This is a genomic window from Bradyrhizobium sp. USDA 4503, from assembly GCF_054055815.1.
This window is the reverse complement of sequence record NZ_JBSRXS010000001.1, coordinates 3,927,755-3,953,077: the sequence shown is the minus strand read 5'-3', so window position 1 is coordinate 3,953,077 and position 25,323 is coordinate 3,927,755. Positions and strand designations below refer to the sequence as shown.

At 65.2% G+C, this 25,323-nt stretch carries 24 protein-coding genes; 18 read left to right on the top strand and 6 right to left on the bottom strand.

Going from position 1 to position 25,323, the window contains the following annotated elements; genetic code table 11:
• Window positions 1–22: 22 nt before the first annotated feature.
• Window positions 23–1,357, top strand: a complete 1,335-nt coding sequence (locus ACVMIH_RS19195) for an MFS transporter (RefSeq protein ID WP_456862959.1) — start codon at window positions 23–25, stop codon at window positions 1,355–1,357.
• A 169-nt stretch (window positions 1,358–1,526) separates the two neighbouring features.
• Here ACVMIH_RS19195 and ACVMIH_RS19190 read toward each other — a convergent pair whose 3' ends face one another.
• The 4 genes from ACVMIH_RS19190 to ACVMIH_RS19175 all read right to left on the bottom strand — a co-directional run bounded on the left by ACVMIH_RS19190 (window position 1,527) and on the right by ACVMIH_RS19175 (window position 5,655).
• A complete protein-coding gene (locus ACVMIH_RS19190; RefSeq protein WP_456862956.1) occupies window positions 1,527–2,159 on the bottom strand; it encodes an aspartate/glutamate racemase family protein in 633 nt (210 codons plus the stop codon).
• A 161-nt stretch (window positions 2,160–2,320) separates the two neighbouring features.
• On the bottom strand, window positions 2,321–3,331 hold the full coding sequence (locus tag ACVMIH_RS19185; RefSeq protein WP_168859112.1) for an amino acid ABC transporter substrate-binding protein: 1,011 nt from the start codon (window positions 3,329–3,331) through the stop codon (window positions 2,321–2,323).
• An 87-nt stretch (window positions 3,332–3,418) separates the two neighbouring features.
• Window positions 3,419–4,774: an aspartate aminotransferase family protein gene (locus tag ACVMIH_RS19180; RefSeq protein WP_456862953.1), complete on the bottom strand. Its 1,356-nt coding sequence runs from the start codon at window positions 4,772–4,774 to the stop codon at window positions 3,419–3,421.
• A 5-nt stretch (window positions 4,775–4,779) separates the two neighbouring features.
• Complete coding sequence (locus tag ACVMIH_RS19175; protein WP_057018834.1) at window positions 4,780–5,655, bottom strand: MurR/RpiR family transcriptional regulator; 876 nt, start codon at window positions 5,653–5,655, stop codon at window positions 4,780–4,782.
• A gap of 155 nt (window positions 5,656–5,810) precedes the next feature.
• Between ACVMIH_RS19175 and ACVMIH_RS19170 the strand changes: the two genes are divergently transcribed.
• The 4 genes from ACVMIH_RS19170 to ACVMIH_RS19155 all read left to right on the top strand — a co-directional run bounded on the left by ACVMIH_RS19170 (window position 5,811) and on the right by ACVMIH_RS19155 (window position 10,156).
• On the top strand, window positions 5,811–6,998 hold the full coding sequence (locus tag ACVMIH_RS19170) for an amino acid ABC transporter permease (protein ID WP_057018833.1): 1,188 nt from the start codon (window positions 5,811–5,813) through the stop codon (window positions 6,996–6,998).
• Between the two features lies 1 nt (window position 6,999).
• Window positions 7,000–8,121, top strand: coding sequence for an amino acid ABC transporter permease (locus tag ACVMIH_RS19165; RefSeq protein ID WP_057018832.1), 1,122 nt, complete (start codon window positions 7,000–7,002; stop codon window positions 8,119–8,121).
• Window positions 8,122–8,367: 246 nt separating this feature from the next.
• On the top strand, window positions 8,368–9,297 hold the full coding sequence (locus tag ACVMIH_RS19160) for a hypothetical protein (protein ID WP_156436369.1): 930 nt from the start codon (window positions 8,368–8,370) through the stop codon (window positions 9,295–9,297).
• A 349-nt stretch (window positions 9,298–9,646) separates the two neighbouring features.
• Window positions 9,647–10,156 (top strand): hypothetical protein, encoded by a 510-nt coding sequence (locus ACVMIH_RS19155; protein ID WP_141343099.1) that lies wholly within the window; start codon window positions 9,647–9,649, stop codon window positions 10,154–10,156.
• A gap of 214 nt (window positions 10,157–10,370) precedes the next feature.
• Here the strand turns inward: ACVMIH_RS19155 and ACVMIH_RS19150 are convergent, their stop codons facing one another.
• Window positions 10,371–10,793: a hypothetical protein gene (locus tag ACVMIH_RS19150; RefSeq protein ID WP_456866705.1), complete on the bottom strand. Its 423-nt coding sequence runs from the start codon at window positions 10,791–10,793 to the stop codon at window positions 10,371–10,373.
• Window positions 10,794–10,905: 112 nt separating this feature from the next.
• Window positions 10,906–11,406, bottom strand: a complete 501-nt coding sequence (locus ACVMIH_RS19145; protein WP_456866703.1) for a hypothetical protein — start codon at window positions 11,404–11,406, stop codon at window positions 10,906–10,908.
• A gap of 169 nt (window positions 11,407–11,575) precedes the next feature.
• On the opposite strand from ACVMIH_RS19145, the gene ACVMIH_RS19140 reads away from it, so the two are divergent.
• From ACVMIH_RS19140 to hemC, 13 genes are all read left to right on the top strand, one after another.
• The gene (locus tag ACVMIH_RS19140) at window positions 11,576–12,370 is read left to right on the top strand and encodes a FadR/GntR family transcriptional regulator (RefSeq protein ID WP_456782337.1); all 795 of its coding nucleotides are present in this window, start codon (window positions 11,576–11,578) and stop codon (window positions 12,368–12,370) included.
• Window positions 12,371–12,414: 44 nt separating this feature from the next.
• Window positions 12,415–13,833 carry an amidase family protein gene (locus tag ACVMIH_RS19135; RefSeq protein WP_057018897.1) on the top strand — a complete coding sequence of 473 codons (1,419 nt, stop codon included), beginning with the start codon at window positions 12,415–12,417 and terminating at the stop codon, window positions 13,831–13,833.
• Between the two features lie 23 nt (window positions 13,834–13,856).
• Window positions 13,857–15,302 (top strand): amidase family protein, encoded by a 1,446-nt coding sequence (locus tag ACVMIH_RS19130; RefSeq protein ID WP_456782336.1) that lies wholly within the window; start codon window positions 13,857–13,859, stop codon window positions 15,300–15,302.
• Window positions 15,303–15,536: 234 nt separating this feature from the next.
• A complete protein-coding gene (locus tag ACVMIH_RS19125; protein WP_456862951.1) occupies window positions 15,537–16,754 on the top strand; it encodes an ABC transporter substrate-binding protein in 1,218 nt (405 codons plus the stop codon).
• Window positions 16,755–16,999: 245 nt separating this feature from the next.
• Window positions 17,000–17,425: a GFA family protein gene (locus ACVMIH_RS19120; RefSeq protein ID WP_076829027.1), complete on the top strand. Its 426-nt coding sequence runs from the start codon at window positions 17,000–17,002 to the stop codon at window positions 17,423–17,425.
• A gap of 297 nt (window positions 17,426–17,722) precedes the next feature.
• Window positions 17,723–18,475 carry a 2-amino-5-chloromuconate deaminase CnbZ gene (cnbZ, locus tag ACVMIH_RS19115; RefSeq protein ID WP_456782334.1) on the top strand — a complete coding sequence of 251 codons (753 nt, stop codon included), beginning with the start codon at window positions 17,723–17,725 and terminating at the stop codon, window positions 18,473–18,475.
• A gap of 124 nt (window positions 18,476–18,599) precedes the next feature.
• Window positions 18,600–20,192: an FAD-dependent oxidoreductase gene (locus tag ACVMIH_RS19110; protein WP_456782333.1), complete on the top strand. Its 1,593-nt coding sequence runs from the start codon at window positions 18,600–18,602 to the stop codon at window positions 20,190–20,192.
• Between the two features lie 2 nt (window positions 20,193–20,194).
• On the top strand, window positions 20,195–20,599 hold the full coding sequence (locus tag ACVMIH_RS19105) for a c-type cytochrome (RefSeq protein WP_229192223.1): 405 nt from the start codon (window positions 20,195–20,197) through the stop codon (window positions 20,597–20,599).
• A 172-nt stretch (window positions 20,600–20,771) separates the two neighbouring features.
• A complete protein-coding gene (locus ACVMIH_RS19100; protein ID WP_456782332.1) occupies window positions 20,772–21,260 on the top strand; it encodes a Rid family hydrolase in 489 nt (162 codons plus the stop codon).
• 130 nt (window positions 21,261–21,390) lie between these two features.
• Entirely contained in the window at window positions 21,391–22,809 is a 1,419-nt protein-coding gene (locus tag ACVMIH_RS19095) for a M20/M25/M40 family metallo-hydrolase (protein WP_253640464.1), read from the top strand.
• Complete coding sequence (locus ACVMIH_RS19090) at window positions 22,809–23,627, top strand: aspartate dehydrogenase (protein ID WP_456782331.1); 819 nt, start codon at window positions 22,809–22,811, stop codon at window positions 23,625–23,627. The genes ACVMIH_RS19095 and ACVMIH_RS19090 overlap by 1 nt, the downstream gene beginning before the upstream one ends.
• On the top strand, window positions 23,627–24,247 hold the full coding sequence (pncA, locus tag ACVMIH_RS19085; protein WP_057018820.1) for a bifunctional nicotinamidase/pyrazinamidase: 621 nt from the start codon (window positions 23,627–23,629) through the stop codon (window positions 24,245–24,247). Before ACVMIH_RS19090 ends, pncA begins: the two co-directional genes overlap by 1 nt.
• Before the next feature lie 65 nt (window positions 24,248–24,312).
• Window positions 24,313–25,323, top strand: a complete 1,011-nt coding sequence (hemC, locus tag ACVMIH_RS19080) for a hydroxymethylbilane synthase (protein ID WP_253624199.1) — start codon at window positions 24,313–24,315, stop codon at window positions 25,321–25,323.

The following is a 25,323-nucleotide window of genomic DNA, read 5'->3' as shown; positions in this document are numbered from 1 at the left end:
GAACGGGTTTTGGGGAGGCGACATGTCCATCGAACTGTCCGCGCGCTCGCGCGGCGCTGAACTGTCGGATGAGGAGCGCAAGGTCCTCACTGCAACGCTCGTCGGCACCACCATCGAGTGGTACGACTTCTTCGTCTACGCCCAGGCGGCGGGCCTGGTGTTCGGCGCGCTGTTCTTCGCGCCGATGAACGCGAACAATCCGCTGCTGGCGCAGATCGTCTCGTTCGCGACGCTCGGCCTCTCATTCCTGTTCCGCCCGTTAGGCGCCATCGTCTGCGGCCATCTCGGCGACCGCTTCGGGCGCAAGAACATGCTGGTCGTCACGCTGCTGTTGATGGGGGCGGCGACCGCGCTGGTCGGCCTGCTGCCGACCTACGCGCAGATCGGTGCCTGGGCGCCGGCACTCCTTATTCTCCTGCGCATCCTGCAAGGCTTCTCGGCCGGCGGCGAGTGGGGCGGCGCGGCGCTGATGGCGGTGGAATCGGCGCCCGTCGACAAGCGCAGCTTCTTCGGCTCGTTCCCGCAGATCGGCACGCCGCTCGGCATGATCCTGGCGACAGGCGTGCTGTGGGTGCTCACCGCGACGCTTGGCAAGCAGGCGATGATCGAATGGGGTTGGCGGATTCCGTTCCTGCTGTCGATCGTGCTGATCGTCGTCGGCATCGTGATCCGCCGCACGGTCGAAGAGTCTCCGGTGTTCCAGGCGATGCAGCGGCGGCACAAGGAATCCTCTGCACCGCTGCGCGACCTGATGCGCAATCACAGCAAGGAGATCCTGCGCACCGCGTTGATCTTCATGGCCAACAATGCAGCCGGCTACATCCTGATCGCGTTCATCATCAGCTACGGCGCCAACACGCTGAAGATGCCGTCGGAGCAGCTGCTGCTGATCGGCACGCTCGCGGCGGTGAGCTGGTTCATCTTCACGCTGCTCGGCGGTATCCTCGGCGACAAAATAGGCCGCGTGCGCTGCTTCCAGATCGGCTACACCCTGATGGTGCTGTGGGCGGTGCCGATGTGGTTCCTGATCGACAGCAAGAACCTCTTGCTGTTCTTCGTCAGCGCGGTCGGGCTCACCATCGCGCTCGGCCTGTCCTATGGCCCGCAGGCGGCGCTCTATGCCGAGCTGTTTCCGGCCAAGGTGCGCTATTCCGGCGTCTCGATCGGCTATGCGCTCGGCGCCATCTTCGGCGGCGCCTTCGCGCCGATGATCGCGCAATGGATCATCGGCACCTACGGCCAGTCCTGGCGCGTCGGCGTCTACATCGCGGTGCTGTCGCTGATCTCGCTGATCACGGTGTCGACAATCAAGGATCCGCAAGGCGTCGATCTGAACGTGCACGACGCGGGGGCGTGAGCCGCGACCTTGTGTCATTGCGAGGAGCTCGCGACAAAATTGCGAAGCAATTTTGCGCTGAAGCGACGAAGCAATCCATCGATCCGCGTATGCGGTGAAATGGATTGCTTCGCGGAGCCTGTCATCCGGCGGCGCTTCGCGCCGACCGGGTGGCTCGCAATGACGGAGATCAAACCCCCAGCATCGCCTTTAGCTTCAGCACCGCGCTATCAGGTGTCGTCAGCACCTCGCGGCCGGTGACTTCGGCGACGCGCTCGGCCGCCGGCGCCATGCTGTACTGCGCGAGCGCGATCAGGTCGCAGTTGCGCAGCTCCTTGGACGCCTCGACGACGATGCGGTCATGCTCGGCGCGGTCGCCGCGGTCGAGCGCTGCCAGCGCGCCATCGGCAAGTTTCGGCACCAGCGTGACCTGTGGCGGAAATTCCGGCGGCATCGACACCAACGTCGGCGGGAAGGTCGAGAGCAGGCCGATCCGCTTGCCCTTCGCCACCGCCTGCTCGATCATCGCCTCGTTCGGCTTCAGCACCGGCATCGGCGCGTGCGCGCGCGCCACCGCCTCGATGCACGGCCCGAACGCCGAGCAGGTGAACAGGATGCCATTGGCGCCGGTGCTTGCCGCATAGCGGCCCATGGTCAGAAATCGCCCGGTCATGCGCTCGTCAAGCTTGCCGTCGCGCGCGAGGTCCGCCGACAGGCTATCGTCCAGCAGGTTCATCAGCCGCGCCTCCGGCCAATGCCGTGCGAACGATGCCTCGATCGGCACGATCGAGTGTTTCAGGGCGTGAATCAGGGTGATGCGCATCGATATTTCTTGCTCTCCCTCTCCCCGCTCTTTCGCGGGGAGAGGGTTGGGGTGAGGGGCTCTATCGTCGTAACAGATGAGAGGAGGGTATGCGGAGGCTCCCCCTCACCCGGATTGCTTCGCAATCCGACCTCTCCCCGCAGGCGGGGCGAGGTGACTTCCTACTTGAACGGAATCGCGTACATCAACCCGCCCTTGCTCCAGGTGGCGTTGAGGCCGCGCTCGAGCTTCAAGGGGCTGGCCTTGCCGACATTGCGCTCGAAGATCTCGCCGTAATTGCCGCCGGCCTTGATCGCGGCGAGCAGCCATTTGTTGTCGAGGCCGAGGCGCGAGCCGAGATCGCCCGACGCGCCGAGCAGGCGCTGGATCGCCGGGACCTGCGACTTCGCCATCTCGTCGGCATTGGCCTGGGTGACGCCGAGCTCTTCGGCCTCGATCAGGCCGTAATGCAGCCAGGTGATGATGTCGCTCCAGACCTCGTCGCCGTTGCGGGTGAACGGACCGAGCGGCTCCTTGCTGATGGTCTGCGGCAGCACGACGTAGTCATCGGCCTTCGGGGCTGCGGTCGCGACCGCGCCGGCGAGCGCGGAAGCATCCTGGGTCATGGCATCGCAGCGGCCGCCGAAGAAGGTCTGGTACATGGTGTCGACGCGGTCGAACACCAGCGGCTTCCAGTCGATGCCGTTGGCGCGGCCGTAGTCGCCGAGCGTCACTTCATGCGTGGTGCCCTGGGCGACGCACACGGTGGCGCCCTTGAGCTCCTTCAGCTCCTTCACGCCGAGGTCCTTCTTCACGACAAAGCCCTGGCCGTCGTAGAAATTGACCGGTCCCTGCCGCAGCCCAAGCGTGGTGCCGCGCAGAAAGGTCTGCGTCGAGTTGCGGTAGAGCACGTCGATCTCGCCTGACTGCAGCGCGGTGAAGCGGTTCTGCGCGGTCAGCGCGACGTAGCGCACCTTGGCGGGATCGCCGAGCACGCCGGCGGCAAGCGCGCGGCAATAGTCGACGTCGAGCCCCTTGAAGTTGCCTTGCGAATCCGGCGCCGAGAATCCGGCAAAGCCGGTCGAGACGCCGCACACCAACGTGCCGCGCTGCTTGACGGTGTCGAGCGTCGCGGCGCTTGCGCCCGCGATGCCCGCGGCGAGAACGGTTAGAGTGATGATACCCCTCAGCATGCTTCCTCCTCCTCCTAACGTTTGAGCATGATCCCTGCGCAAACGCTTCGCGTTTGTCGCGGGAAAATCGGTGCCCGTTTTTCCGGATCATGCTCCGTGATCGATATCCTTCAGCGCGCTGTCCACCGCAGCGCCTAGTCGTTCGACGATCATGTCGATGTTGCCGGACGTTGCGATATAGGGCGGGGCGAGCAGCACGTGATCGCCGCGCTGGCCGTCGGCGGTGCCGCCCGACGGATAGCAGCCGAGCCCGCCGGCGAAGGCCGCGGACTTGATCCGCTGATGCAGTTTCAGCTTGGGATCGAACGGCTGCCGCGTGGCACGGTCGGCGACCAGCTCGAGCCCCCAGAACAGGCCGCGGCCCCTGATGTCGCCGACATGGCGATGATTGCCGAACCGTTCGGTGAGCCGCTGCTCAAGCTGGCGGCCGCGCTCCTTGACCTGGTCGAGCAGCTTCTCCTCAGCGATCACCTTCTGCACCTCGAGCGCGGCGGCGCAGGCCAGCGGATGCGCCAGATAGGTGTGGCCGTGCTGGAACGCGCCGGAGCCGTTGCGCACGGTGTCGACGATGGTGCCGCTGGCAAGCATCGCGCCGATCGGCTGATAGCCGCCGCCGAGGCCCTTGGCGATCGCCTGGATGTCGGGCGAGATGCCTTCCTGCTCCCAGGCATGCAGCGTGCCGGTGCGGCCCATGCCGCACATCACCTCGTCGAGGATCAACAGGGCGCCGTGGCGGTTGCAGATCTCGCGCACCGCCTTGAAGTAACCCTCCGGCGCAGGCACGCAGCCGGCGGTGGCGCCGACCACGGGCTCGGCGATGAACGCCGCGACCGTATCGGGGCCGAGCCGCTGGAATTCGGCTTCGAGCTCGGCGGCAAGGCGCGCCACGAACGCCGCCTCCGATTCGTCGTCGCGCTTCTCGTGATAGGCGAAGGCCGGCGTGACATGGCTGAACGAGGGCGACAGCAGCGGCGCGTAGGGCTCGCGGCGCCAGGCATTGCCGCCGGCCGACAGCGCGCCGAGCGTATTGCCGTGATAGCTCTGGCGGCGCGCGATGAAGCGCGCACGCTTCCGCTCGCCGCGCTCGATGAAATATTGCCGCGCCAGCTTGATCGAGGCCTCGATCGCCTCCGACCCGCCGCTGACGAAATAGACATAGCCGAGGCCGCCGGGCTCGTGGCCGACCAGCCGCTCGGCGAGCTCTTCCGCGGGCTCGGAGGAGAAGAAGCCGGTATGGGCATAGGCGATCTTCGAAGCCTGCTTGGCGATCGCGGCCAGGATGCGCGGATGCTGATGGCCGAGGCAGGACACCGCGGCGCCGCCGGAGGAATCCAGAATCCGGTGGCCATCCTCCGCGATCAGCCAGACGCCGTCGCCGCCGACCGCTTTCGGCGGGGTCTCGCGCAGGCTGCGATGCATCACGCGGCTCTTGTTGGCTGCCATGACAGTCATCCTTTCTCGACGAAATATTGCGACATCTCGGCAAGCCGGCCCTCGGTCTCCTCCAGCTTGCGTTTTGCGCTCGCGCCGCCCAGCGTGAAAGCGACGGCCGCCAGCGACTGGGCGACTGCGATCGCGCCGGTCAGGCTCGGGAAGAAGCCGGGGGAGGAGGCGGCCTCGAACAGCAGCAGATGATCGGCGCCTTCGGCCATCGGAGCTGTGATGGTGTCGGCGATCGCGATCAGCGCAGCACGCGCCTGATGCGCCGCGCGCGCCGTCTCGACGCTGACCAGGGTGTAGGGCGCAAAGCCGATCACGACCACGGCGTCGCCTGAGCGGAAGGCGCCGTGGTCGAGATCGAACGGGCCGGAGCCGCCGACCAATTGCACGGCATCGGGGCGGAACAGGCGAAGCTGATAGGTCAGCAGTTCCGCGACGCTGCGGCAGCTGCGAAACCCCGATATCCAGATCCTGTCAGCGGAGTGCAGCGCACGCGCGGCTTCCGCGATCGCGCTCGCTGAAATCCGCGCAAGGCCCGCGGCCTCGGCCTCCAATTTGTCGTGCACCAGTTTGACATCGGCATTCGGCCCGGCGCGGCGGCTCCTGGCGCGGCCGGAGAACGGCGAGCCCTGCGCCGGCCGGCGCGCCTCGGTGAGTGCGGCGCGCAATTCGTCCCAGCCAGAATAGCCGAGCGCCTTGGCAAGACGGGTGAATGAGGCAGGATCGGCGCCGGCGACGGAGGCGAGCTCGCGCATCGAGCGGGTGGTGGCGTCGTAATCATTGGCGGCGACGAACCGGCCGACCTCCTGCAAGCGCATCGGCAGCGACGGCAGTGCGCTGCACAATTCGTTCAGGGGCGATGGTTTCGGCTGGGCCTGGGCCATGAAACATATGTTGCACAAATATTAAATTGGTGCAACATATGACGCGCGCAGGATTTGAGGTTGACGCGTCTTCTTCACGCGAACCGGGTATCCACTTCGCTCGAAAACGCTCTTGCGCATGGCAGAAGATCGCTTCTCACTGGGGTCCTTGTGCTGTGACGACATCGACGCCGAAACGCCCTCCCGCCCGGCCCTGGCGGCTTTCGCTCAGCGATCCCCGCGTCGCAGGCCTGTTCTGGCAGGTCCTAGTGGTCGCCATCGCGGTCGCCGTCGTCGCCTGGCTGTGGTCCAACGCGGTCCATAACCTCTCGGTGCGGCGCATCTCGACCGGCTTTGCCTTCCTCGGCCGTGAAGCCGGCATGCCGATCGCCGACAGCTGGATCGACTACACGCCAAAGAACACTTACCTGCGCGCCTTCATCGTCGGCGTCGTCAACACGCTGCGCGTCGCGGTCATCGGCATCGTGCTGGCGACCGTGATCGGCACGCTGGTCGGTATCGCGCGGCTGTCGTCGAACTGGCTGCTGGCGCGGCTCGCCGCCGTCTATGTCGAGGTGCTGCGCGACCTGCCGCTGCTGTTGCAGCTGTTGTTCTGGTACGTGCTGATGCAGGGCCTGCCGGCGGCGCGCCAGGCGTGGAAGCCGGTCGACGGGGTCTATCTGTCCAACCGCGGCCTGGTGCTGCCGTCGGTGCCGCTGCATGAGGCCAATGGCTGGACGCTCGTTGCGCTGGTCGCCGGCGTGATCGTCTTCCTCATCGTCAGGCGCCGCCTGATCGCGCAGCAGATGCTCGATGGCAAGGCGCGGCCGGCCTGGCCCTACGCGCTCGGCCTCATCATCGCGCTGCCGGCGCTGGTGTCGTGGCTTCTGGGTGCGAGCTGGAGCGTCATGCTGCCCGAGTTGCGCGGCTTCAACTTCGTCGGCGGGCTGACCCTGGCGCCGGAATATTTCGCGCTGCTGATCGCGCTGGTCACGTATACTTCGGCGTTCATCGCCGAGATCGTGCGCAGCGGCATCCAGGCGGTGCCGCGCGGCCAGTCGGACGCCGCCAAGGCGCTCGGGCTGAAGCGCAGCTTCGTGCTGCAGCACATCGTGCTGCCGCAGGCGCTGCGCGTCATCATCCCGCCGATGACCAGCCAGTATCTGAACCTGACCAAGAATTCGTCGCTCGCGGTCGCGGTCGGCTACCAGGACATCGTCTCGATCGCCAACACCACGCTGAACCAGACCGGGCAGGCGATCGAGTCGATCGCGCTGATCATGATGGTGTTCCTCACCATCAGCCTCGGCATCAGCCTGTTCATGAACTGGTACAACGCGCGGATCGCGCTGGTGGAGCGCTGACATGAGCTCGGTCGCACATCTCCCGCAGGATCCGCTGCCGATCGGCCGGCGTCGCGCGCAGCGCACGCTCGGTGGCCAGATCGTGGCCTGGCTGCGCGCCAACCTGTTCGCGTCCGTGACGTCGAGCATCATGACGCTGCTGCTGCTGTTCGTGCTCGGCAAGGCGTGCATCGGCCTCTGGCAATGGGGCATCGCCAACGCGGTCTGGATCGTCTCGGGCAACGACACCAGCGCCTGCCGCGCGCTGCGCGGCGTCGGTGCCTGCTGGGCGGTGATCCCCGAGAAGTACCGCTTCATCCTGTTCGGCACCTATCCGTTCAGCGAGCAGTGGCGGCCGGCGCTCGCCGTCGTGATCTTCATTGCGCTGTTCGTGGTCTCGAGCCGCCGCAGCTTCTGGCGCAAGGAGCTGTTCCTGCTGTGGGCTGCGGCCTTGATCGCGATCGGGTGCCTGATGTGGGGCGGCTTTCTCGGCATGTCCTTTGTCACGCAGGACCGCTGGGGCGGGCTGCCGGTGACGCTGATCCTGGCGACTTTTGGATTGGCGTTCGGCTTCCCGCTCGGAATCCTGGTCGCGCTCGGCCGCCGCTCCAAGCTGCCGGCGATCCGCTCGCTCTGCGTGCTCTATGTCGAGCTGATCCGCGGCGTGCCGCTGATCAGCCTGTTGTTCATGGCGAGCGTCATGTTTCCGCTGTTCATGCCCGACGGCGTCAACATCGACAAACTGCTGCGCGCCCAGATCGCTTTCATCCTCTATGCCGGCGCCTATCTTGCGGAAGTGGTGCGCGGCGGTCTGCAGGCGGTGCCGCGCGGACAATATGAGGCCGCCGACGCGCTCGGGCTGTCCTACTGGGAGAAGAACGCGCTGATCGTGCTGCCGCAGGCGATCCGCCACGTCATCCCGCCGCTGGTCAACACCTTCATCGCCTTCTTCAAGGACACCAGCCTGGTCCTGATCATCGGCATCTTCGATCTCTTGACCACCGCCAAGACCGCGATCGTCGATCCGGCCTGGCAGGCCTTCAGCGTCGAGGTCTATGTGTTCGTCGGCGTGATCTACTTCGTGTTCTGCTTTGCGATGTCGCGCTACAGCCGCGGCCTCGAGGCGCAGCGCGCGCACGGCTGAGGTGGTGATCACGTTCGAGCGCGAAGCCTCGACCTCTATGCGTTTGTCTGGGTCGCATCGCATTTTCCTTCGTCGCATGGGACGTTTTTGGAGCCTGCCGTGATGGATCGATCCGCTTTGCGCGGAACCTGATATGCCCCATCCGGACAAGCTTGAGAAAGTGGAAAACATCTCCGTGAGTGTGTGAACCCCGGCAGCGGCAACTTGCACTCATGTGATGCGATCACGCCGCATATGAGGAGATCGATGATGGCGCCCCCGAAACGCTCGCCTCACCCGATCGAGCGACCGCCAAAGGGCATGCCCGTCCCACGCAATTGGGGATTGATGCAAGGCGGCATTCCCTACCGGCCCCACGGGCCCGTCCGACCGGGAGATACCCGGCCTCAGGAAGACTGGCACACCGTCGCCGAGAAGTTCAGTGTCGGAGTCAAGGAGCTGATCTATTTCAACTTCATGACCGACGACCCCGATGTCGTGAACTGGTACCTCAGCCACTATGTGGGATGCGTCAAGGTCAGCCCTAGCGGCAACAATTGGATGTTCAGCAATTCGGCCAATCCCGGCATCATCTACATCCCGCCCGTCGATCATGATCCGATCGATTTCGAGGCCGAGGATATCTGCGTCTGGACTCCAAATGATGCCAAGACGTTTCTGATGCGCCTGCTTGCGCTTGCGCAGGGCATGAAGGGCTACAAGGGGCAGCGTATCAAAAAGCTCGTGCAAGTGATCCTGAACGCTGGATATCCGGCGTGCCTGGACCTCTGGTACTACAACGATATGGTCATATCGGTGTATGTCGACATCAAGGAAGGCAACGCCAAGCGCCGCGAGATGATCAAGGCGACGCGCGGCGCGTTTCCGTTCAGTGGAGAGTCGGGTGTCTACGGGCAGCAGGGCAGCGAAGAGCGCCATCGCGGCATGTGGCAAATCCATCCGGTCAGAAGCCTGTTCACCGAATCTTGCGGCGCTTTCAATGCTCAGGCCATGAAGGACCGCTTGGAAGGCATCGACGAGGAAATGTACAGGGGCTGGTACGAGCTCGATATGGTATCCGCCAAGTCGAGCCAGGGCGGCGGCAGTGCCTTCGGAGAAATGGTCTGGGACTTTATCAATCATGTGAGGCTGTTGTCGGAAGACGAGAAGCACCTTTACTGGGCGTTTTCACAATAGCGGCCCATCGCTCGCTTGCCTCCCTCACATGCTGCATCCTTCGGTGCCGGCCTGTTCGCATCCGCAGCCGTGTGCTTTGATTTCTGGAGCGGCCTGTTCTGGCTTTAACGATGCGGCAACCAAGACTTGGCCGATGGTTGGCGCAAAGGCGCGGCTGGCACAGAGTGCACTAGGCGATGTTCCGCCCGTAACTTATCTTGAGCGCCATTGGATTCGCGAGCGCGTGCGATGACAGAAATCATTGTTCGCGCGGGCATCGTTCGATCTGGACTGAACGCAAATGCTGCCGTTGATTTGTTGATTTGGTTCGGCCCTGACAGGGCATTACTTTGATTTTTGCCGTACGCCAATGGCCGAAGACAACGCCTCCTATCCCGAGAGTACCCGAAACCAGGTCCACGATGCCCTGCAAGGGTTTTCGACCGATGAGCTTCGCCAACTCCTGGCGGAGATCGAACAACTCCTGAATGTTGAAGCCAAGCCTCGCCGACCGAGACTGCGACTGGCGGGAGGCACATACGTGAACGAGTATACCGCGCGCGCAAACATCGACCACTATCTGGATCTGCTGAAGCGCCCGGACGTTCCAACCAACACGAGATCGATGCTCAACAAGCGGCTGCTTGAGGAAGAAGACAAGCTCGGCCGCCGACACGAGCAACTGGAGTTTGCCGAAAGCAGGGCCGCAGCGTGCCGGGATCGCGCAGATCGCCAGCGGCGTCTGGCGGAATCGTTTGCCCCTGGATCGGTTGACCGGGAGCAGGCCGAAAGGCTGCTGGTCAATTTCGAGGCGCTCGCGCAGTTCGTGGAGGGCTTTTGTCGCCAGATGCGCCACACCGTGAGCCATAGTCCGCTTTAAGCGAGACGCCGCCTCGGTTCCGCGGGCTCCTCGTCATCACCATCGTCCAGCGTCCGGTCGCCCTTTGACCGCGTAGGCGCTTTGCCTCGGGGCGATGCCAAGCGACCGGGGGGTACGCTGTTCGTCGGCGTGATCTACTTCGTGTTCTGCTTTGCGATGTCGCGTTACAGCCGCGGCCTCGAGGCGCAGCGCCTGTCGAATTGAGGAGGCGTGATCATTCTTGGCAACAGCGCGGAAAGTCCCTGCCGCACCCGAGTTGCTCGCGCTGCTGTTTCCAAGCCGTAAAGCCCAGCCTCAAATGGCAGTCCTCGTAGAAATACGCTGAATTCGCCTGCCGTCCGCCAAACCGGCGCAGTTTCGGTCCCGGCACTGTCCACGGCAGCGGACGACCACTGGCCTCCCGGCGCGCCACCAACTCGTCGTAGTATTGGACGTCGGACGGCTGAACTGAGGGCTGCAATTCATTGCGCAGATAATGCCCGCGTTGCCAGTTGTCGGCCACGCGCTTCATGAGATGCCATTTGCGCCGATAGCCGGAACTGAGTTGCGCCGGCTCCTCGTTGGCGAGCCCCAATGCCGCGATGAAAAGTATTGCGCGGCCGTGCCGAGGTCGCAGTTCGGCTGCTCGAAGATCCATTCGATCACGCTATCCCGATCGTCGCTGTTGTGATCCCAGCTGTCGACGATGACGTGCCAGGTGTCGGGCGTCTGATCCTTGATCCAGAGCAGGACGTCGTCGGGCTCGGTACTCAGCGCCGCATGCGGACACGGCCAATATTGCGACTTGAGTTCTTCGTCCGGCGCAGCCGCTTTTTTCTGGCCTCTTCCTGCTGTTGCGCCACGGCCTGCATGGCGTGAACGGCATGCCGACGCTGCCGCATCCGCTTTGCCGTCGCGGCGTCCAGCGGTCGCAAGAGGTAATCGACGTGAGCCTCGCTCTCGGGCTCGGGAGGCAGGAAGTAGACGGAAAGCGCTGCATCCAGGCGGACGATCGCGGCCGCAGGCAGCAACTGTATGGTGTCGCAGTACGACCCGATGGTCGTGTCGCGCATCCCGATGCGCGCAGCGCGCGCTTCCAGCTCGACATCCGCGAGGAAGTAGTCCCACGACAGCCCCTCGAATGGCCGGGTCGCAAGGCCTTGAAACGTAATGCGGCTCTGGATGGCGCTTCGGTGGAGCGCAAGGTTTTCGTCGGACAGTCCCACGCCGCCACCCAATTGAGCCTGATCTCGAACTTCGTCGCCTGTCATACCGGCCTCATTGGAATTTGCCGTGGCATTCTAGGCATCAGATGTTGATCGATCCCGAGTCCGCAGCGTCGATTTCTGCGTTTCTGGAACGGGACTATTGACCGATGTAGCCCGGGCGGCCGGCGGAAACGTCTTGCCATACCGTGCCCGACCTATTTATGATTATAAAATGGATAAATCGGCTCTCCCGTCCCTCGACCCTTCGCGCCGCGCCTCGATCAAGCGCAAGCGCTCGGACGCGGTCGCCGACCTGATCCGCTGCCACATCTTCCAGGCCGGCTTGCAGCCGAGCGACCGGCTGCCGCAGGAGGGCGAGCTGATCGAGATGTTCGGCTGCAGCCGCTCGACCATCCGCGAGGCGCTCAAGTCCCTGGAGGTGCAGGGGCTGGTGCAGAACACCACCGGTCCCGGCGGCGGCGCGCGGGTGGCGCCGGTGTCGATCAACCGGATCGTCGGCCTGCTCAGCAACTACTTCTACTTCCAGTCGGTCTCTACCGCGCAAATCTACCAGATCCGCCGGCTGATCGAGCCGGAGCTCGCCTTCAGCGTGGTCGGCCACCTCACGGCGGAGCATTTCGCCGCACTGGAAAAGGCGATCGCGGTCCAGGAGCATCATCCCCGTGGCGATGCCGATTGGGAACATCATCGTCACGCCGAGATCGATTTCCACGACATCCTGATCGAGGCCTGTCCCAACCCGCTGCTCGGCCTGGTGTGCCGGTTCGTCAACGAGGCCATCAGGCATCTGATCGGCAAGCTCGGCGTGCAGGAATTCGCATCCAGCTTCACCTGCGAGAATATCGAGTTTCACAAGCGTCTGATGGCCGCGTTCCGCTCCGGCAATGCCGCGCGCGCCCGGCGCGTGATGCTCGATCATGTGCTGAGCGCCGAAGCGGTGGTCGTTCCCGCGGAAGACCGGCGCATCGATCTGCCCGTGTTTCATCAGCCGTTGCGGCTCGATTGAACCGCATCGGCGGACTGCTGCATCACGCCCTGGAGAAAACGACAATGGACACGCGGCGCGAGAATGAGTTGTGGAGCTGGTCGGCCGTCGATCTGGCGCGTGCGATCGCGACGCGCGCGATTTCCAGCCGGGAAGCCGTGCGATCCAGCCTCGATCGCATCGCCGAGGTCAATCCGGCATTGAACGCCATTGTCGCTGTGCTCGCCGATGAAGCGCTGGCCGCCGCGGACGCGGCGGACGAAGCGGTGAAGTCAGGCGCGGAGCTCGGCGTGCTGCACGGCGTGCCGGTCACGATCAAGGTCAATGTCGACCAGCGCGGCTGCGCCACCACCAATGGCGTCGTGGCCTTCCGCGACGTGATCGCCACCGAGGACAGCCCGGTGGTCGCGAATCTTCGCAAGGCGGGCGCGGTCATTGTCGGGCGCACCAACACGCCGGCCTTTTCGCACCGCTGGTTCACCAACAACGATCTGCACGGCGCGACCTACAATCCGTGGAGCCATCGGCTGACGCCGGGCGGCTCCAGCGGCGGCGCCGCATCGGCCGTCGCCTCCGGGATGGGCGCGATCGCGCATGGCAATGATTTCGGCGGCTCGATCCGCTATCCGGCTTACGCCTGCGGCGTCGCCGGCCTGCGTCCGACGCCGGGGCGGATTCCGGCGTTCAATCCGTCGGCAACCAGCGATCGTCCGATCACCGCGCAGATGATGTCGGTGCAGGGGCCGCTGGCCCGCTCGGTCGCCGATCTCGGGCTCGGCCTTGCCGCGATGGCCCAGGCGGACGCGCGCGACGGCACATGGCTGCCGGTGCCCCTGCAAGGTGCGCCGCTCAAGCGTCCGATCGGTGTCGCGGTCGCGCCCGCGCCGTTCGGCGACGAGGCGCCGGAGGTGAGCGCGGCGGTGCGCGCTGCCGGGCGCTGGCTCGCGGAGGCCGGCTTTGCCGTGGAGGAGACCGTGCCGCCGCGGCTCGCGGAGGCGGCCGATCTCTGGCATCGCCTCGTCATCAATGAGGAGCGGCGCGTGCTGGCGCCGATGATCCGCAAGTTCGGCGACGATCGGAGCCGCTACAATCTCGAGTGCCATATCGCCTACGCGCCCGAGCTCGACGGCGATCAGGTGCTCGCCTGCTTCGAGCAGCGGCTGGCGATCGTGCGGGCCTGGCAGCTGTTCCAGGAGCGCTATCCCGTCATCATCCTGCCGGTCTCGGCGCAACTGCCGTTCCGTTTCGATCAGGATCAGGAAGACGCGGCGGTGGTCCGCGCGCTGCTCGACGCGCAGCGGCCGCTGCTTGCGGTGCCCGCGCTCGGCTTTCCGTCGGTCGTCGTACCGACCGGGACCGCCGAGGGCGTGCCGGTCGGCGTGCAGGTGATCGCCGGCCGCTTCCGGGAAGACGTCTGTCTCGCAGTGGCCGAGCTGATCGAGGCGCGTGCATCAAAGCTGACGCCGATCGACCCGCGAGACTGAACCAACAACAAGCACTGACCATCATGGGAGAACATCACGTGACGAATGCACCGATCTGGCACTGGTCCGCCGTCGACACGGCCGCGGCGATCCGAAACAACCAAGTGACGTCGGAGGAGGTGGTTCGCGCCCATCTCGACCGCATGCAGGACGCCAATCCGGCGCTCAACGCCGTCGTGGTCGATCTCGGCGCGTCTGCGATGCAGGCGGCGAAGGCTGCGGACGAGGCGCTGGCCGCGAGCAAGCGCGGAGGCGGCGCCGTCGGGCCGCTGCACGGCGTGCCGGTCACGATCAAGATCAACATCGACGTCGAGGGCCAGGCCAATTCGAACGGCGTGGTGGCATTCAAGGACAACATCGCGCCGGGCGACTCGCCGGTGACGGCCAATCTCAAGAAGGCCGGCGCCGTCATCATCGGCCTCACCAACACGCCGGAATTCTCGCTGCGCGGCTTCACCGACAACCCGCTGCATGGCCTGACGCGCAATCCCTGGAATGCCGACGTGACCTGCGGCGGATCGTCGGGCGGCGCCGGCGCGTCGATCGCGGCCGGCATCGGCACCATCGCGCATGGCAACGACATCGGCGGCTCGCTGCGCTGGCCGGCGCATTGCAACGGAATCGCCACCATCAAGCCGACCCAGGGCCGCATCCCGGCGTTCAATCCGAGCGCGACCGCGGAGCGGCCGCTGATGGCGCAGTTCATGTCGTCGCAAGGGCCGCTGGCGCGCCACGTCGCCGACGTGCGCCTCGGCCTCGAGGTGATGGCGAAGCGCGACCCACGCGATCCCTGGTACGTGCCGGCGCCGCTGACGGGGCCGAAGCCGGCCGGGCCGATCAAGGTCGCGCTCGCAAAGATCCCCGAGGACATGGCGACCGATCGCAGCGTGATTGCGCTTCAGCGCAAGGCGGCGGATCATCTCGCCGATGCCGGCTATGCGGTCAGCGAGGTCGAGGTCCCCGACCTCAACAAGGTCTGGCAGCTCTGGTGCGACCTGATCATGACTGAGGTTCGCGTGTTGCAGCAGGACCAGATGCTGGCGACCACCAGCGCCGACTTCCAGAAGACGTTCCGCGGCTTCATGGCGCTGGCCAACCCGCTCGACCAGGCCGGCTACATGAAGGCGATCGCCGAGCGCTCGCGCCATATCCGGAACTGGATGACGTTCCTCGAGCAGTATCCGCTGGTGCTGATGCCGACCACCGTGCGCAAGACGCCGGAGGTCAACGCCGATCTCGGCGGCGATCAGCGCGTCAAGGATTTGTTCTGGAACGACCTGCGCTTCATTTCGTCGATGAACGTTCTGGGGCTGCCGGCGGCCGTGGTGCCGGTGGGTCTCGATGAGGGATTGCCGGTCGGCGTCCAGATCGTCGGCTCGCGCTATCGCGAGGACATGTGTCTCGACGCCGCCGAGGCGATCGAACGCAAGGCCGGCGTTCTGGCACGGCAATTGTGGCAGCAGCGCTGAGGCGATCCCGACGCCACCACGCATTATCCATTCGCATGATTCAGCGCACGCCGCGGCGAAATTTCGTCGCGGCGTTCGTACGATCGGAAACGCGAGCGTGCTGGCAGTCGAGCTGTGTTCCTTCTCCCGGAATTTCTGAGCGGAATCGCAGAGCGCCATGCCGGCGACGGGGTTGTCGGCGATCCCTGATTGCTTCAGGAGATCGTCCGAAACGTCGAAACGCCTGGGAACGAAATGTCCATCACGAAACGCTCGCATGTCCTGGTCGCAATTGCCGTGTGTCTCTCATTTGCGGCCGGCGCTGCCCGAGCGGAGGATGGCGTGCTGCGGGTCGGCATCATCACCGACATGAGCGGGCAATATTCCGACGGCAATGGCCCGGGATCGGTGATCGCGGCGCAGATGGCCGCGGAGGAAATCGGTGGCACGGTCGCCGGACGCAAGATCGAGATCATTTCGGCGGATCACCAGAACAAGCCTGATGTGGCGACCGGCATCGTGCGCAACTGGATCGACAACAAGGGTGTCGACGTGATCGCCGAAGGCGTCAATTCCGCGGTGGCGCTCGCGATCCAGACCGTGACGCGCGAACGCAAGAAGCTGTTTCTGATCTCGGGCTCGGGCTCGTCCGATCTCACCGGCAAGCAATGCTCGCCGACGAGCGTGCAGTGGACTTACGACACCTATGCCTCCTCGAACGCGACGGCGAAGGCCGTGGTTGCGCGCGGCGGCACGCCCTGGTTCTTCCTGACGGCGGATTATGCGTTCGGCCAGGCGCTGGAGCGCGATGCCAGCAAGGCCGTGACATCGGCCGGCGGCAAGGTGCTGGGCGCGGTCCGCCATCCCTTCGATACCGCCGATTTCTCGTCGTTCCTGCTGCAGGCCCAGTCCTCCGGCGCCAAGATCCTGGCGCTTGCCAATGCCGGTTCCGACTTCCGCAACGCGGTGTCGCAGGCCGACGAGTTCAATATCCGCGCCAGCATGCAGGTCGTCGCGCTGCAGGTGACGCTCACCGACGTGCCCGCGCTTGGCCTCGCGCATGCGCACGATCTGCTGTTCACCGATTCCTTCTATTGGGATCGCACGCCGGAGACGCGCGTGTTCGCCCAGGAGTTCTTCAAGCGGCACGGGGCGATGCCGACCGCTTACCAGGCCGGCGTCAACTCGGCGCTCCGGCACTATTTCAAGGCGGTCGCCGCGACCAACTCGGTCGATTCGGAGACCGTGATCGCGCAGATGCGCAAGATCCCGGTCAATGATTTCTTTGCCCAGAACGGCCTCGTGCGCGAGGACGGCCGGATGGTGCACGACATGTATCTGATGCGCATCAAGAAGCCGGAAGAGTCCAAGAGCAAATGGGACCTCTACGAGTATCTCGCGACGGTGCCGGGCGACCAGGCCTTCCGTCCGCTCGATGAGGGCGGCTGCCCCTACGTTGCCAAGTCGCACTAGCCCTGTCAGAAATTTGCATCGAGCCCTCCGCGTGAGTTTTTCTCCTATCATGCGCGAGTTTTGATCGGTTGTCCGGCGCCGATCCTGACGATACGTTCGGATTGAGATCAGTCTTAGTTGGCAGATCATGCTCCTGCGCGGTTCCGCGCGAACTGCGGGCTTGCTGCGCGTTGACGTCGCTGAGACCTTCTCGTCCGCCCGGCTAGACCGGGCGCAGAGGCGATCTGGACAGGAGACGCAGCAACATGACGGGCGACATGGGTGTTCGGGCTGGCCAGTGCCATTGCGGCGCGGTGCGTTTCGAGGTGACGCTCAGCGACGGCTTCAATTCGATCCGCCGCTGCACCTGCTCTTACTGCCGGATGCGGGGCGCCGTCGTTGCCATGGCCGAAATGGGCGGGATCAAGATCCTGCACGGCGAGGATGCGCTAACAAGCTACCGCTTCCATACCGGATCGGTGCAGCACTTCTTCTGTTCGCGCTGCGGGATCTACACCCATCATCAACGGCGATCGAACCAGAACCTGTATGCCGTCAACGTGGCCTGCCTGGATGGTGTAAGCCCGTTCGACTTCCCCGAGGTGCCTGTGATGGACGGCGTCAATCATACGAACGACACCGGCAAGCCGACCCGCCGGGCAGGCACACTCCACTTCATCCCTGCCGACTGACGATCGCTGTCGGCCGACGACCGCCCGGCTCGTCGCGGGACGACGGTGAGAGGGAAGGGAGCCCTTCCACCGGTGGTCGTGCAACAAGTTCAGTGTCGTCCCTGCCTAGTGCGCAATTGCGCACGGAGCACGGACCCATAACCACCGATCGTCATTGTTTCACGACGCCGAAATGACGAGTCCCTTTAACAACCTCGGCCGCGGAGTATGGGTCTCTGCTTTCGCAGGGACGACAGCTGTGGTGAAATCAAGCGAGGCGTCATCGCGACGGCCCCATCACCGTGTTCACGAGGCACCATGACCAACACCATCGAGGCTTCCGACGGCGGCTACCGCTTCATGCCCGGCGTCAGCCAGTATTCCTGCGGCATCGCTGCGCTGCCCAGCTTTGCCATCGAGCGCGTCAGGTTCTCTGAACCGGTGCCGTTGGGCGCGGGTTTTGCAAGGATTGCCGACATCATCAAAGCGGCGGGTCGTCCGCTGACGTCATTTGGCGCCTGCGAACTGCGTTCCCCGGCGCCGTTCACCGAGGACGGGTTCAGGGCCTTCAACGAGATCTACATCAAGACGCTCGTGGCCTGGGGTGCGATGCGGGACGGCGTCAATCCGGTGGCGCGCAGCAATGTCTGTCCGAAGCTCGATCCGCCCGGTGAGCCGAGCTTCCACGCCTTCTGCTACACGGTGCCGGCCGCCATGGACGAACCAGCCAGCTTTGTCGTCGCCGGCAGCGGCGAGTCGGTCGAGGGCAAGGCCAATTATCGCGATCATACCGTAGCCCTCGGCGACACCAGCCCGGCCGGCCTCCTGGCGAAGGCGAAATTCGTGGCCGACGAGATGGAACGCCGGATGAGCGCGTTCGGCGGCCGTTGGCAGGACACCACCGCGGTGCAGCTCTACACTGTGCACGACGCCTATCCGGTGCTCGAAAGCGAGCTCGGCCGCCGCGGCGTGCTGCGCAACGGCTTGACCTGGCATTTCGACCGGCCGCCGGTGGTTGGCCTCGACTTCGAAATGGATTGCCGGCGCGTGCATCGCGAGCGCGTGGTGTGACGTGGCGGTCGCGTGATGCATCAAAAGCGCGTGTGGGTGGATGTGGAAGCGTGCGCCCTTTCTTGACACGGATCGCGTCAACCGTTTCCCTTCGCCATCGACGTCAGCGGCTGGGTGAGCGCGGGTGCAGAACGAATCTGTGATCAGGCGGCGTGATCTGCTGGCGCTGATTGGCACCGTTGCCGGCAGTTCGGCGATGTATCACGCGATGACGAGCCTCGGCTTCGCGTCCGAATCCGCCTACAAGGGGCCGCTGAAGCTCGCAGGCGATGTGAAGGGCGCCTCGGTGCTGATTCTCGGCGCGGGGCTTGCCGGGATGACGGCGGCGCTGGAGCTGCGCAAGGCCGGCTACAAGGTCCAGATCCTCGAATTCAACAGCCGCGCCGGCGGCCGCAACTGGTCGATCCGCGGCGGCGACAGTTTTGTCGAGCTCGGCGGCTTCAGGCAGACCAGCCAGTTCGAGCAGGGGCTCTATCTCAATCCCGGCCCGTGGCGGATTCCCTATCATCACCGTGCGCTGCTCGACTATTGCCGCCGGCTCAATGTGACGCTGGAACCCTTCATCCAGCTCAATCACAACGCCTATCTGCACGCGACGCGTGCATTCGGCGGCAAGCCGCAGCGCTTTCGCGGTATCAAGGCGGATTTCCAGGGCGGGGTCTCGGAGCTGCTCGCAAAGATCACCCAGCAGGGCCGGCTCGACGAGACCATCGGCAAGGAAGATCAGGAGATCCTGCTGCAGTCGCTGCGCGACTGGGGCGCGCTGGATCGCGACTACAAGTACAATGCCAACCTCGTGTCGGCCGAGTTCCGCGGTTATGCGCGCGATCCCGGCGGCGGCCTGATGGGCGATCCGCTGCCCAGCGAGCCGATCCCGCTGCAGGAGCTGCTGCGGTCGCGGATGTGGCGCTATCTGCAGACCTTTGCGCGCTACGATTTCCAGACCACCATGTTCCAGCCGGTCGGCGGCATGGACATGATCGGCAAGGCGTTCGCGCGCGAGGTCGGCGATCTCATCCGCTATGGCGCCAAGGTGACGCAGATCCAGCAGAACGGCTCCGGCGTCACCGTGAGCTATGTCGATACCGCCAATCCATCGACGGTGCAGCAGGCGACCGCCGACTGGTGCATCTGCACCATCCCGTTGCCGATCCTGAGCCAGTTGCCGGTCGATGTCAGCGCGCCGATGAAGAGTGCGATCGACTCCGTGCCCTATGCCGCCTCGGTGAAGATCGGCCTGCAGTTCAAGCGGCGGTTCTGGGAGGAGGATGACGCGATCTACGGCGGCATCAGCTACACCGACCTGCCGATCCGGCAGATCGCCTATCCGAACTATGGCTTCAACCGCGGCGGCCGCGGCATCCTGCTCGGCGCCTACATGTATGGCGGTGCCAATTCGTTCGAATTCACCGCGATGACGCCGGCCGAGCGGGTCGCCAGCGCGGTCGAGTTCGGCGCCGCGATCCATCCGCAGTACAGAAACGAATTCGAGAACGGCGTCGCGGTGGCCTGGCATCGCGTGCCGTTCACGCTCGGCTGCGCCGGCGAATGGACCGAGGCCACCCGCGCGCAGCACTACCGCAATCTCTGCCAGATCGACGGCCGTATCGTGCTGGCGGGCGAGCACGCCTCGCAGCTGCCGGCCTGGCAGGAGGGCGCCATCCTGTCCGCGCTCGACGTCATCTCCCGGCTGCACGAACGCGTGGTGAAGACATGATGATGCGGACCGCAACATCCGTCGTCGCTGGACTGGCGCTGCTGTGGGCGACGGCAGCCCTTGGGCAGGACAGCGGCGCGGGTAAGCGCACCTTCTCTTCGGGCTACCGCTTCGTCGAGATGACCGGCGAGGAGCTGTTCGCCAATGTGTGCCAGGGCTGCCACATGCCGGATGCGACGGGCGCCAGCGGGGCGGGCAGCTACCCGTCGCTGGCCGGCAACAAGAATCTCGAGGCCGGCAGCTATCCGGTCTTCCTGGTCATCAACGGCCGCCGCGGCATGCCGGCGTTCGGCGACATGATGACCGATGGTCAGATCGCCGCCGTTGTGAATTATCTGCGGACGCACTTCAGCAACAACTATGAGGACGCGGTGACGACCAAGGATGTCCAGGACGCCCGCCGCTAGAGGCGCCGTTCCGTCATTCCGGGGCGTGGGCAAGGCCCGCGAACCCGGAATCCAGAGGTGATGTACTCGGAGTTCCGCAACTTCGAGATTCCGGGTTCGCGCTGCGCGCGCCCCGGAATGACGAAATGAACGATGTGTGCCGCACGAACTTCTATCGAGTAATGGAGAAATCATGAGATTAGCAACTATCACACTGGGCGCGGCGCTATCCGCGGTGGCGACGGTCGCCTGCGCGGATGTGGTCAGGCATCCGATTCCCAACTCGACATTCCCGATCGCGCAGGCCGTGACCGTCACCGGCAACACCACGACCGTCTATGTCAGCGGCCAGGTGCCGCCGGCGATCAACAAGGACGCCGATCCGTCAAGCCCGCAGGCCTATGGCGATACCAAGACGCAGACCGTCGGCGTGCTCAACCGCATCAAGACCATTCTGGAAGGCCAGGGCCTTGGCATGGGCGACGTCGTCAAGATGCAGGTATTCCTGGTACACAACGCATCCGCGCCGATGGACTTCAAGGCCTTCATGGAGGGCTACACCCAGTTCTTCGGCGGCAGCCAGCCGAACCTGCCGGCGCGCTCGGTGGTCGGCGTCGCCGCGCTCGCCAATCCCGGATTCCTGGTCGAGATCGAGGTGATCGCGGCCAAGGATTCGAAATAAGGACTGCAAATAGCGTGCGCGAAACCGCGGAGCATGCGCGCGGAAATTGAAGGGCTCGCCGTCTTGCCAAAGCGCGTGTCGCCTGTCTGAATTCGTCTCCGATCAGGCGGCGGAATTCTGGGAGAGTACGATGTCGCACAAGGCTAGAGACACGGTTCGATCGCTGCGGCTCGCGGCAGCGCTTGGTCCGGCGCTGCTGGCAACCGGCGCCGCGGCGCAGGGGCTGACCGAGCAGCAGCAATTCGCCCGCGGCATCTACCAGGAGCTGGTCGAGATCAACACCACCACCGCGACCGGCGATACCCAGAAGGCAGCGGAGGCGATGGGCGCGCGGCTCCGCGCGGCTGGCTTCCCCGAGGCCGACGTGCACGTGTTCTCGCCGGCGCCGCACAAGGGCAATCTGGTGGCGCGGCTGCGCGGTTCCGGCGCGCGCAAGCCGATCCTCCTGGTCGCCCATATCGACGTCGTCCCCGCCAACCGCGAGGACTGGTCGGTCGATCCGTTCAAGCTCACCGAGCAGGACGGCTATTTTTACGGCCGCGGCTCCAGCGACGACAAATACATGGCGTCCGCCTTCATCACCAATCTGATCCGCTACAAGAAGGAGGGCTACAAGCCCGATCGCGACATCATCGTGGCGCTCGAGACCGACGAGGAGATCCTCGATGCCAACGGCCTCGGCATGCAGTGGCTGATCAAGAACCACCGCGACCTGATCGATGCCGAGTTCGCGCTCAATGAAGGCGGCGGCGTCGGCCTCAAGAACGGCAAGGCGATCCGCAACAGCGTGCAGACCAGCGAGAAGGTCTCGATCGGCTACCAGCTCACGGTGAAGGATCGCGGCGGCCACTCGTCGCTGCCGCGCAAGGACAACGCGATCTATCATCTCGCCGAAGGCCTCGTGCGGCTCTCCAATTACAGCTTCCCGATGAACCTCAACGAGACCACCCGGATCTATTTCACCAAGACCGCCGAGGTCGACACGTCGCATGCCGACGATATCAAGGCCATTTTGGCGCCGCAGCCCGACCCGGCGGCGCTGGCGCGATTGTCGGAGAATCCGGGTTATAATGCGCAGCTCCGCACTACCTGCGTTGCGACCATGCTGGAGGGCGGCCACGCCATCAACGCGCTGCCGCAGCTGGCGACCGCCAAGGTGAACTGCCGGATCCTGCCCGGCGAGCCGGTCGAGGGCGTGCAGGCGACGATCGAGCGCGTGCTCGCCGACAAGGAGATCGCGGTGGCTCCGACCGGCAAGGCCGTGCTGAGCCCGCCGTCGCCCCTCAACGAGGAGATCATGGGTTCGATCGAGAAGCTGTCGAAGGAGTTCTGGCCGGATGCGTCGATCGTTCCGGTCATGAGCACCGGCGCGACCGACGGCAGCTATCTGCGTAACGCGGGGATTCCGACCTATGGCCACTCCGGGCTGGCCGCCGATGTCGACGACAACCGTATCCATGGCAAGGACGAGCGCGTGCTCGTCAAGTCGTTCTACGAGGGCGAGGAGTATCTCTATCGCCTGGTCAAGATGCTCGCCGGCGGGAAATGATGGCTGACAGCAAGACAAGGACACGGGTTGCGGTCGCCGGCCTCGGTGCGATCGGCACCGACGTCGTCAAGGCGCTCGATCAGGGCATCGAGGGCCTGACGCTGGTCGCGGTGTCGGCGAACAGCCCGGACAAGCATCGCGGCTGGGTGGCGGAGCTCAAGTCTGCGCCGAAGCTGGTGCCGATCGAGCAGCTGGCCGAGATTGCCGACATCGTGGTCGAGTGCGCGCCGAGCAAGCTGGTCCGCGCAATCGTGGCGCCGGTGGTCGAGCGCGGCAAGACCGCGGTCGTGCTCAGCGTCGGCGCGCTGCTGCAGAACGAGGACCTCGTCGATCTCGCGAAGGCCCATGGCGGCCAGATCATCGTGCCGACCGGCGCGCTGATCGGGCTCGATGCGGTGACCGCCGCGGCGATCGGGACCATTCATTCGGCGAGGCTGGTGACGCGCAAGCCGGTCGCGGGCCTCGTCGGCGCGCCGCATCTGGTCGAGAACAACATCCGGATCGAAGGCATCACCGAGCCGCTGCGCATCTTCGAGGGCAGTGCGCGCGACGCCGCAAAGGGTTTTCCGGCCAACCTTAACGTCGCGGTGGCGCTGTCGCTGGCCGGCATCGGCCCCGACCGCACGAGGGTCGAGATATGGGCGGATCCGACCGTGACCCGCAACACCCACCGGATCGAGGTCGATTCCGATTCCGCGCGGTTCTCGATGATGATCGAGAACATTCCCTCAGAGAACCCGAAGACCGGCCGCATCACCGCGCTGTCGGTGATCGCCTGCCTGCGCAAGCTGCGCGCATCGTTGCGGATAGGCACCTGATGAAGATTGCGCCCGACGATCTGTTGCTGGTCATCGACGTGCAGAACGATTTCTGCCCCGGCGGCGCGCTGGCGGTCGCGGACGGCGATGCCGTCGTGCCGGTCGTCAACCGGTTGGCCGGCCGGTTCGACCATGTCGTGCTGACCCAGGACTGGCACCCGGCGGGCCACAGCTCGTTTGCGACCTCGCATCCGGGCGCGGCGCCGTTCTCCGAGATCGCCATGCCGTATGGGCCGCAGACGCTGTGGCCGGATCATTGCATCCAGGGCAGCGCGGGCGCCGCGTTTCATCCTGACCTCGCCACCGAGCGGGCCGAGCTCGTGATCCGCAAGGGGTTCCGGGCCGCGATCGATTCCTATTCGGCGTTCTTCGAGAACGACCGCAAGACGCCGACTGGGCTCGCCGGCTATCTGCGCGAGCGCGGCCTCAAGCGCATTGTGATGGCGGGGCTCGCCACGGACTATTGCGTGCAGTATTCGGCGCTCGATGCGCGCCGGCTCGGTTTCGAGACTATTGTCGTGCTGGCGGGCTGCCGCGCCATCGATCTCGGCGGTTCGCTTGCCGTCGCCACCGCGGCGATGCGCGCGGCCGGGGTGGAGCTTGTCGAGGAGCTCGTCTGAGCGTCGCCAAAGAGGGGCAAAAACCGTTGTTTTGACTGGCTTTTTGTTCTAATCCCCCACCGTTGATGATCACGCGTAGCGGAGCTTTCGTGTCGGGACAGGTTTTGCGGATTGGGACGCGCAAGAGCGCGATGGCGCTCGCGCAGACGGATGAGGTCGCACGCCTGCTGCGCGCTTCGGCGCCGGACCTTGCCGTCGACATCGTCAAGTTCGAGACCCGCGGCGACCAGGACCAGACCAGCAAGCTGTTGCGTCATGGCGGCAAGGGCGGCGCCTTCGTCGCCGAGATCCGCGAAGCCATGCGTGCCGGCACCTTGCAGGCGGCGATGCATTCGCTGAAGGACGTGCCGGGCAACGAGGAGACGCCGGGTCTTGTCATCGCCGCGATGCTGGCGCGCGATGCCGCCAATGACAGCCTCGTGCTGCGTCCCGGCCTGTCGCTGGAAACGCTGCGCGCCGCGCGCGGCAAGGGCTTCATGATTGGCACCAACGCCGTGCGCCGCGCCGCCTATCTGCGCCGGCTGTTTCCGGAAGCGACCGTGATCCATTATCGCGGCGCCGCCGACACGCGCGTGGCCAAGCTCGATCGCGGCGACAAGCAGCGGCTGCCCGGCGGCGGCGACGTGGGGCCGGCGGATGCGCTGGTGATGGCGCGCTCGGGCCTGGAGCGCATCGGCATGACCGCGCGCATCGCGCATGATTTCTCGGTCGGCGAGATGCTGCCGGCGGTCGGCCAGGGCATCGTCGCGGTGGAATGCGTCGAGACCGACTGGGCGACGCGTGCGCGGCTTGCCGGGATCGACAACGTGCAGTCGCGGCTTGCGGCCGAGGCCGAGCGCGAGGTGCTGTGGGTGCTCAACGGTCATTGCAATTCGCCGATCGCGGGCCACGCCACGCTCGCGGGAGCCGAGATGACGCTGCGCGCCTCCGTGCTCGACGAGGCCGGCGCCGGCTTCATCGAGGTGACGCGGCGCGGACCCGCGGACCGGCCGCGCGAACTCGGCCGCGCCGTGGGCATGGAGCTGCTGGAGAAGGGCGCCGCCGAGATCATCGCCCGCACCCGGGCGGAGGAATAG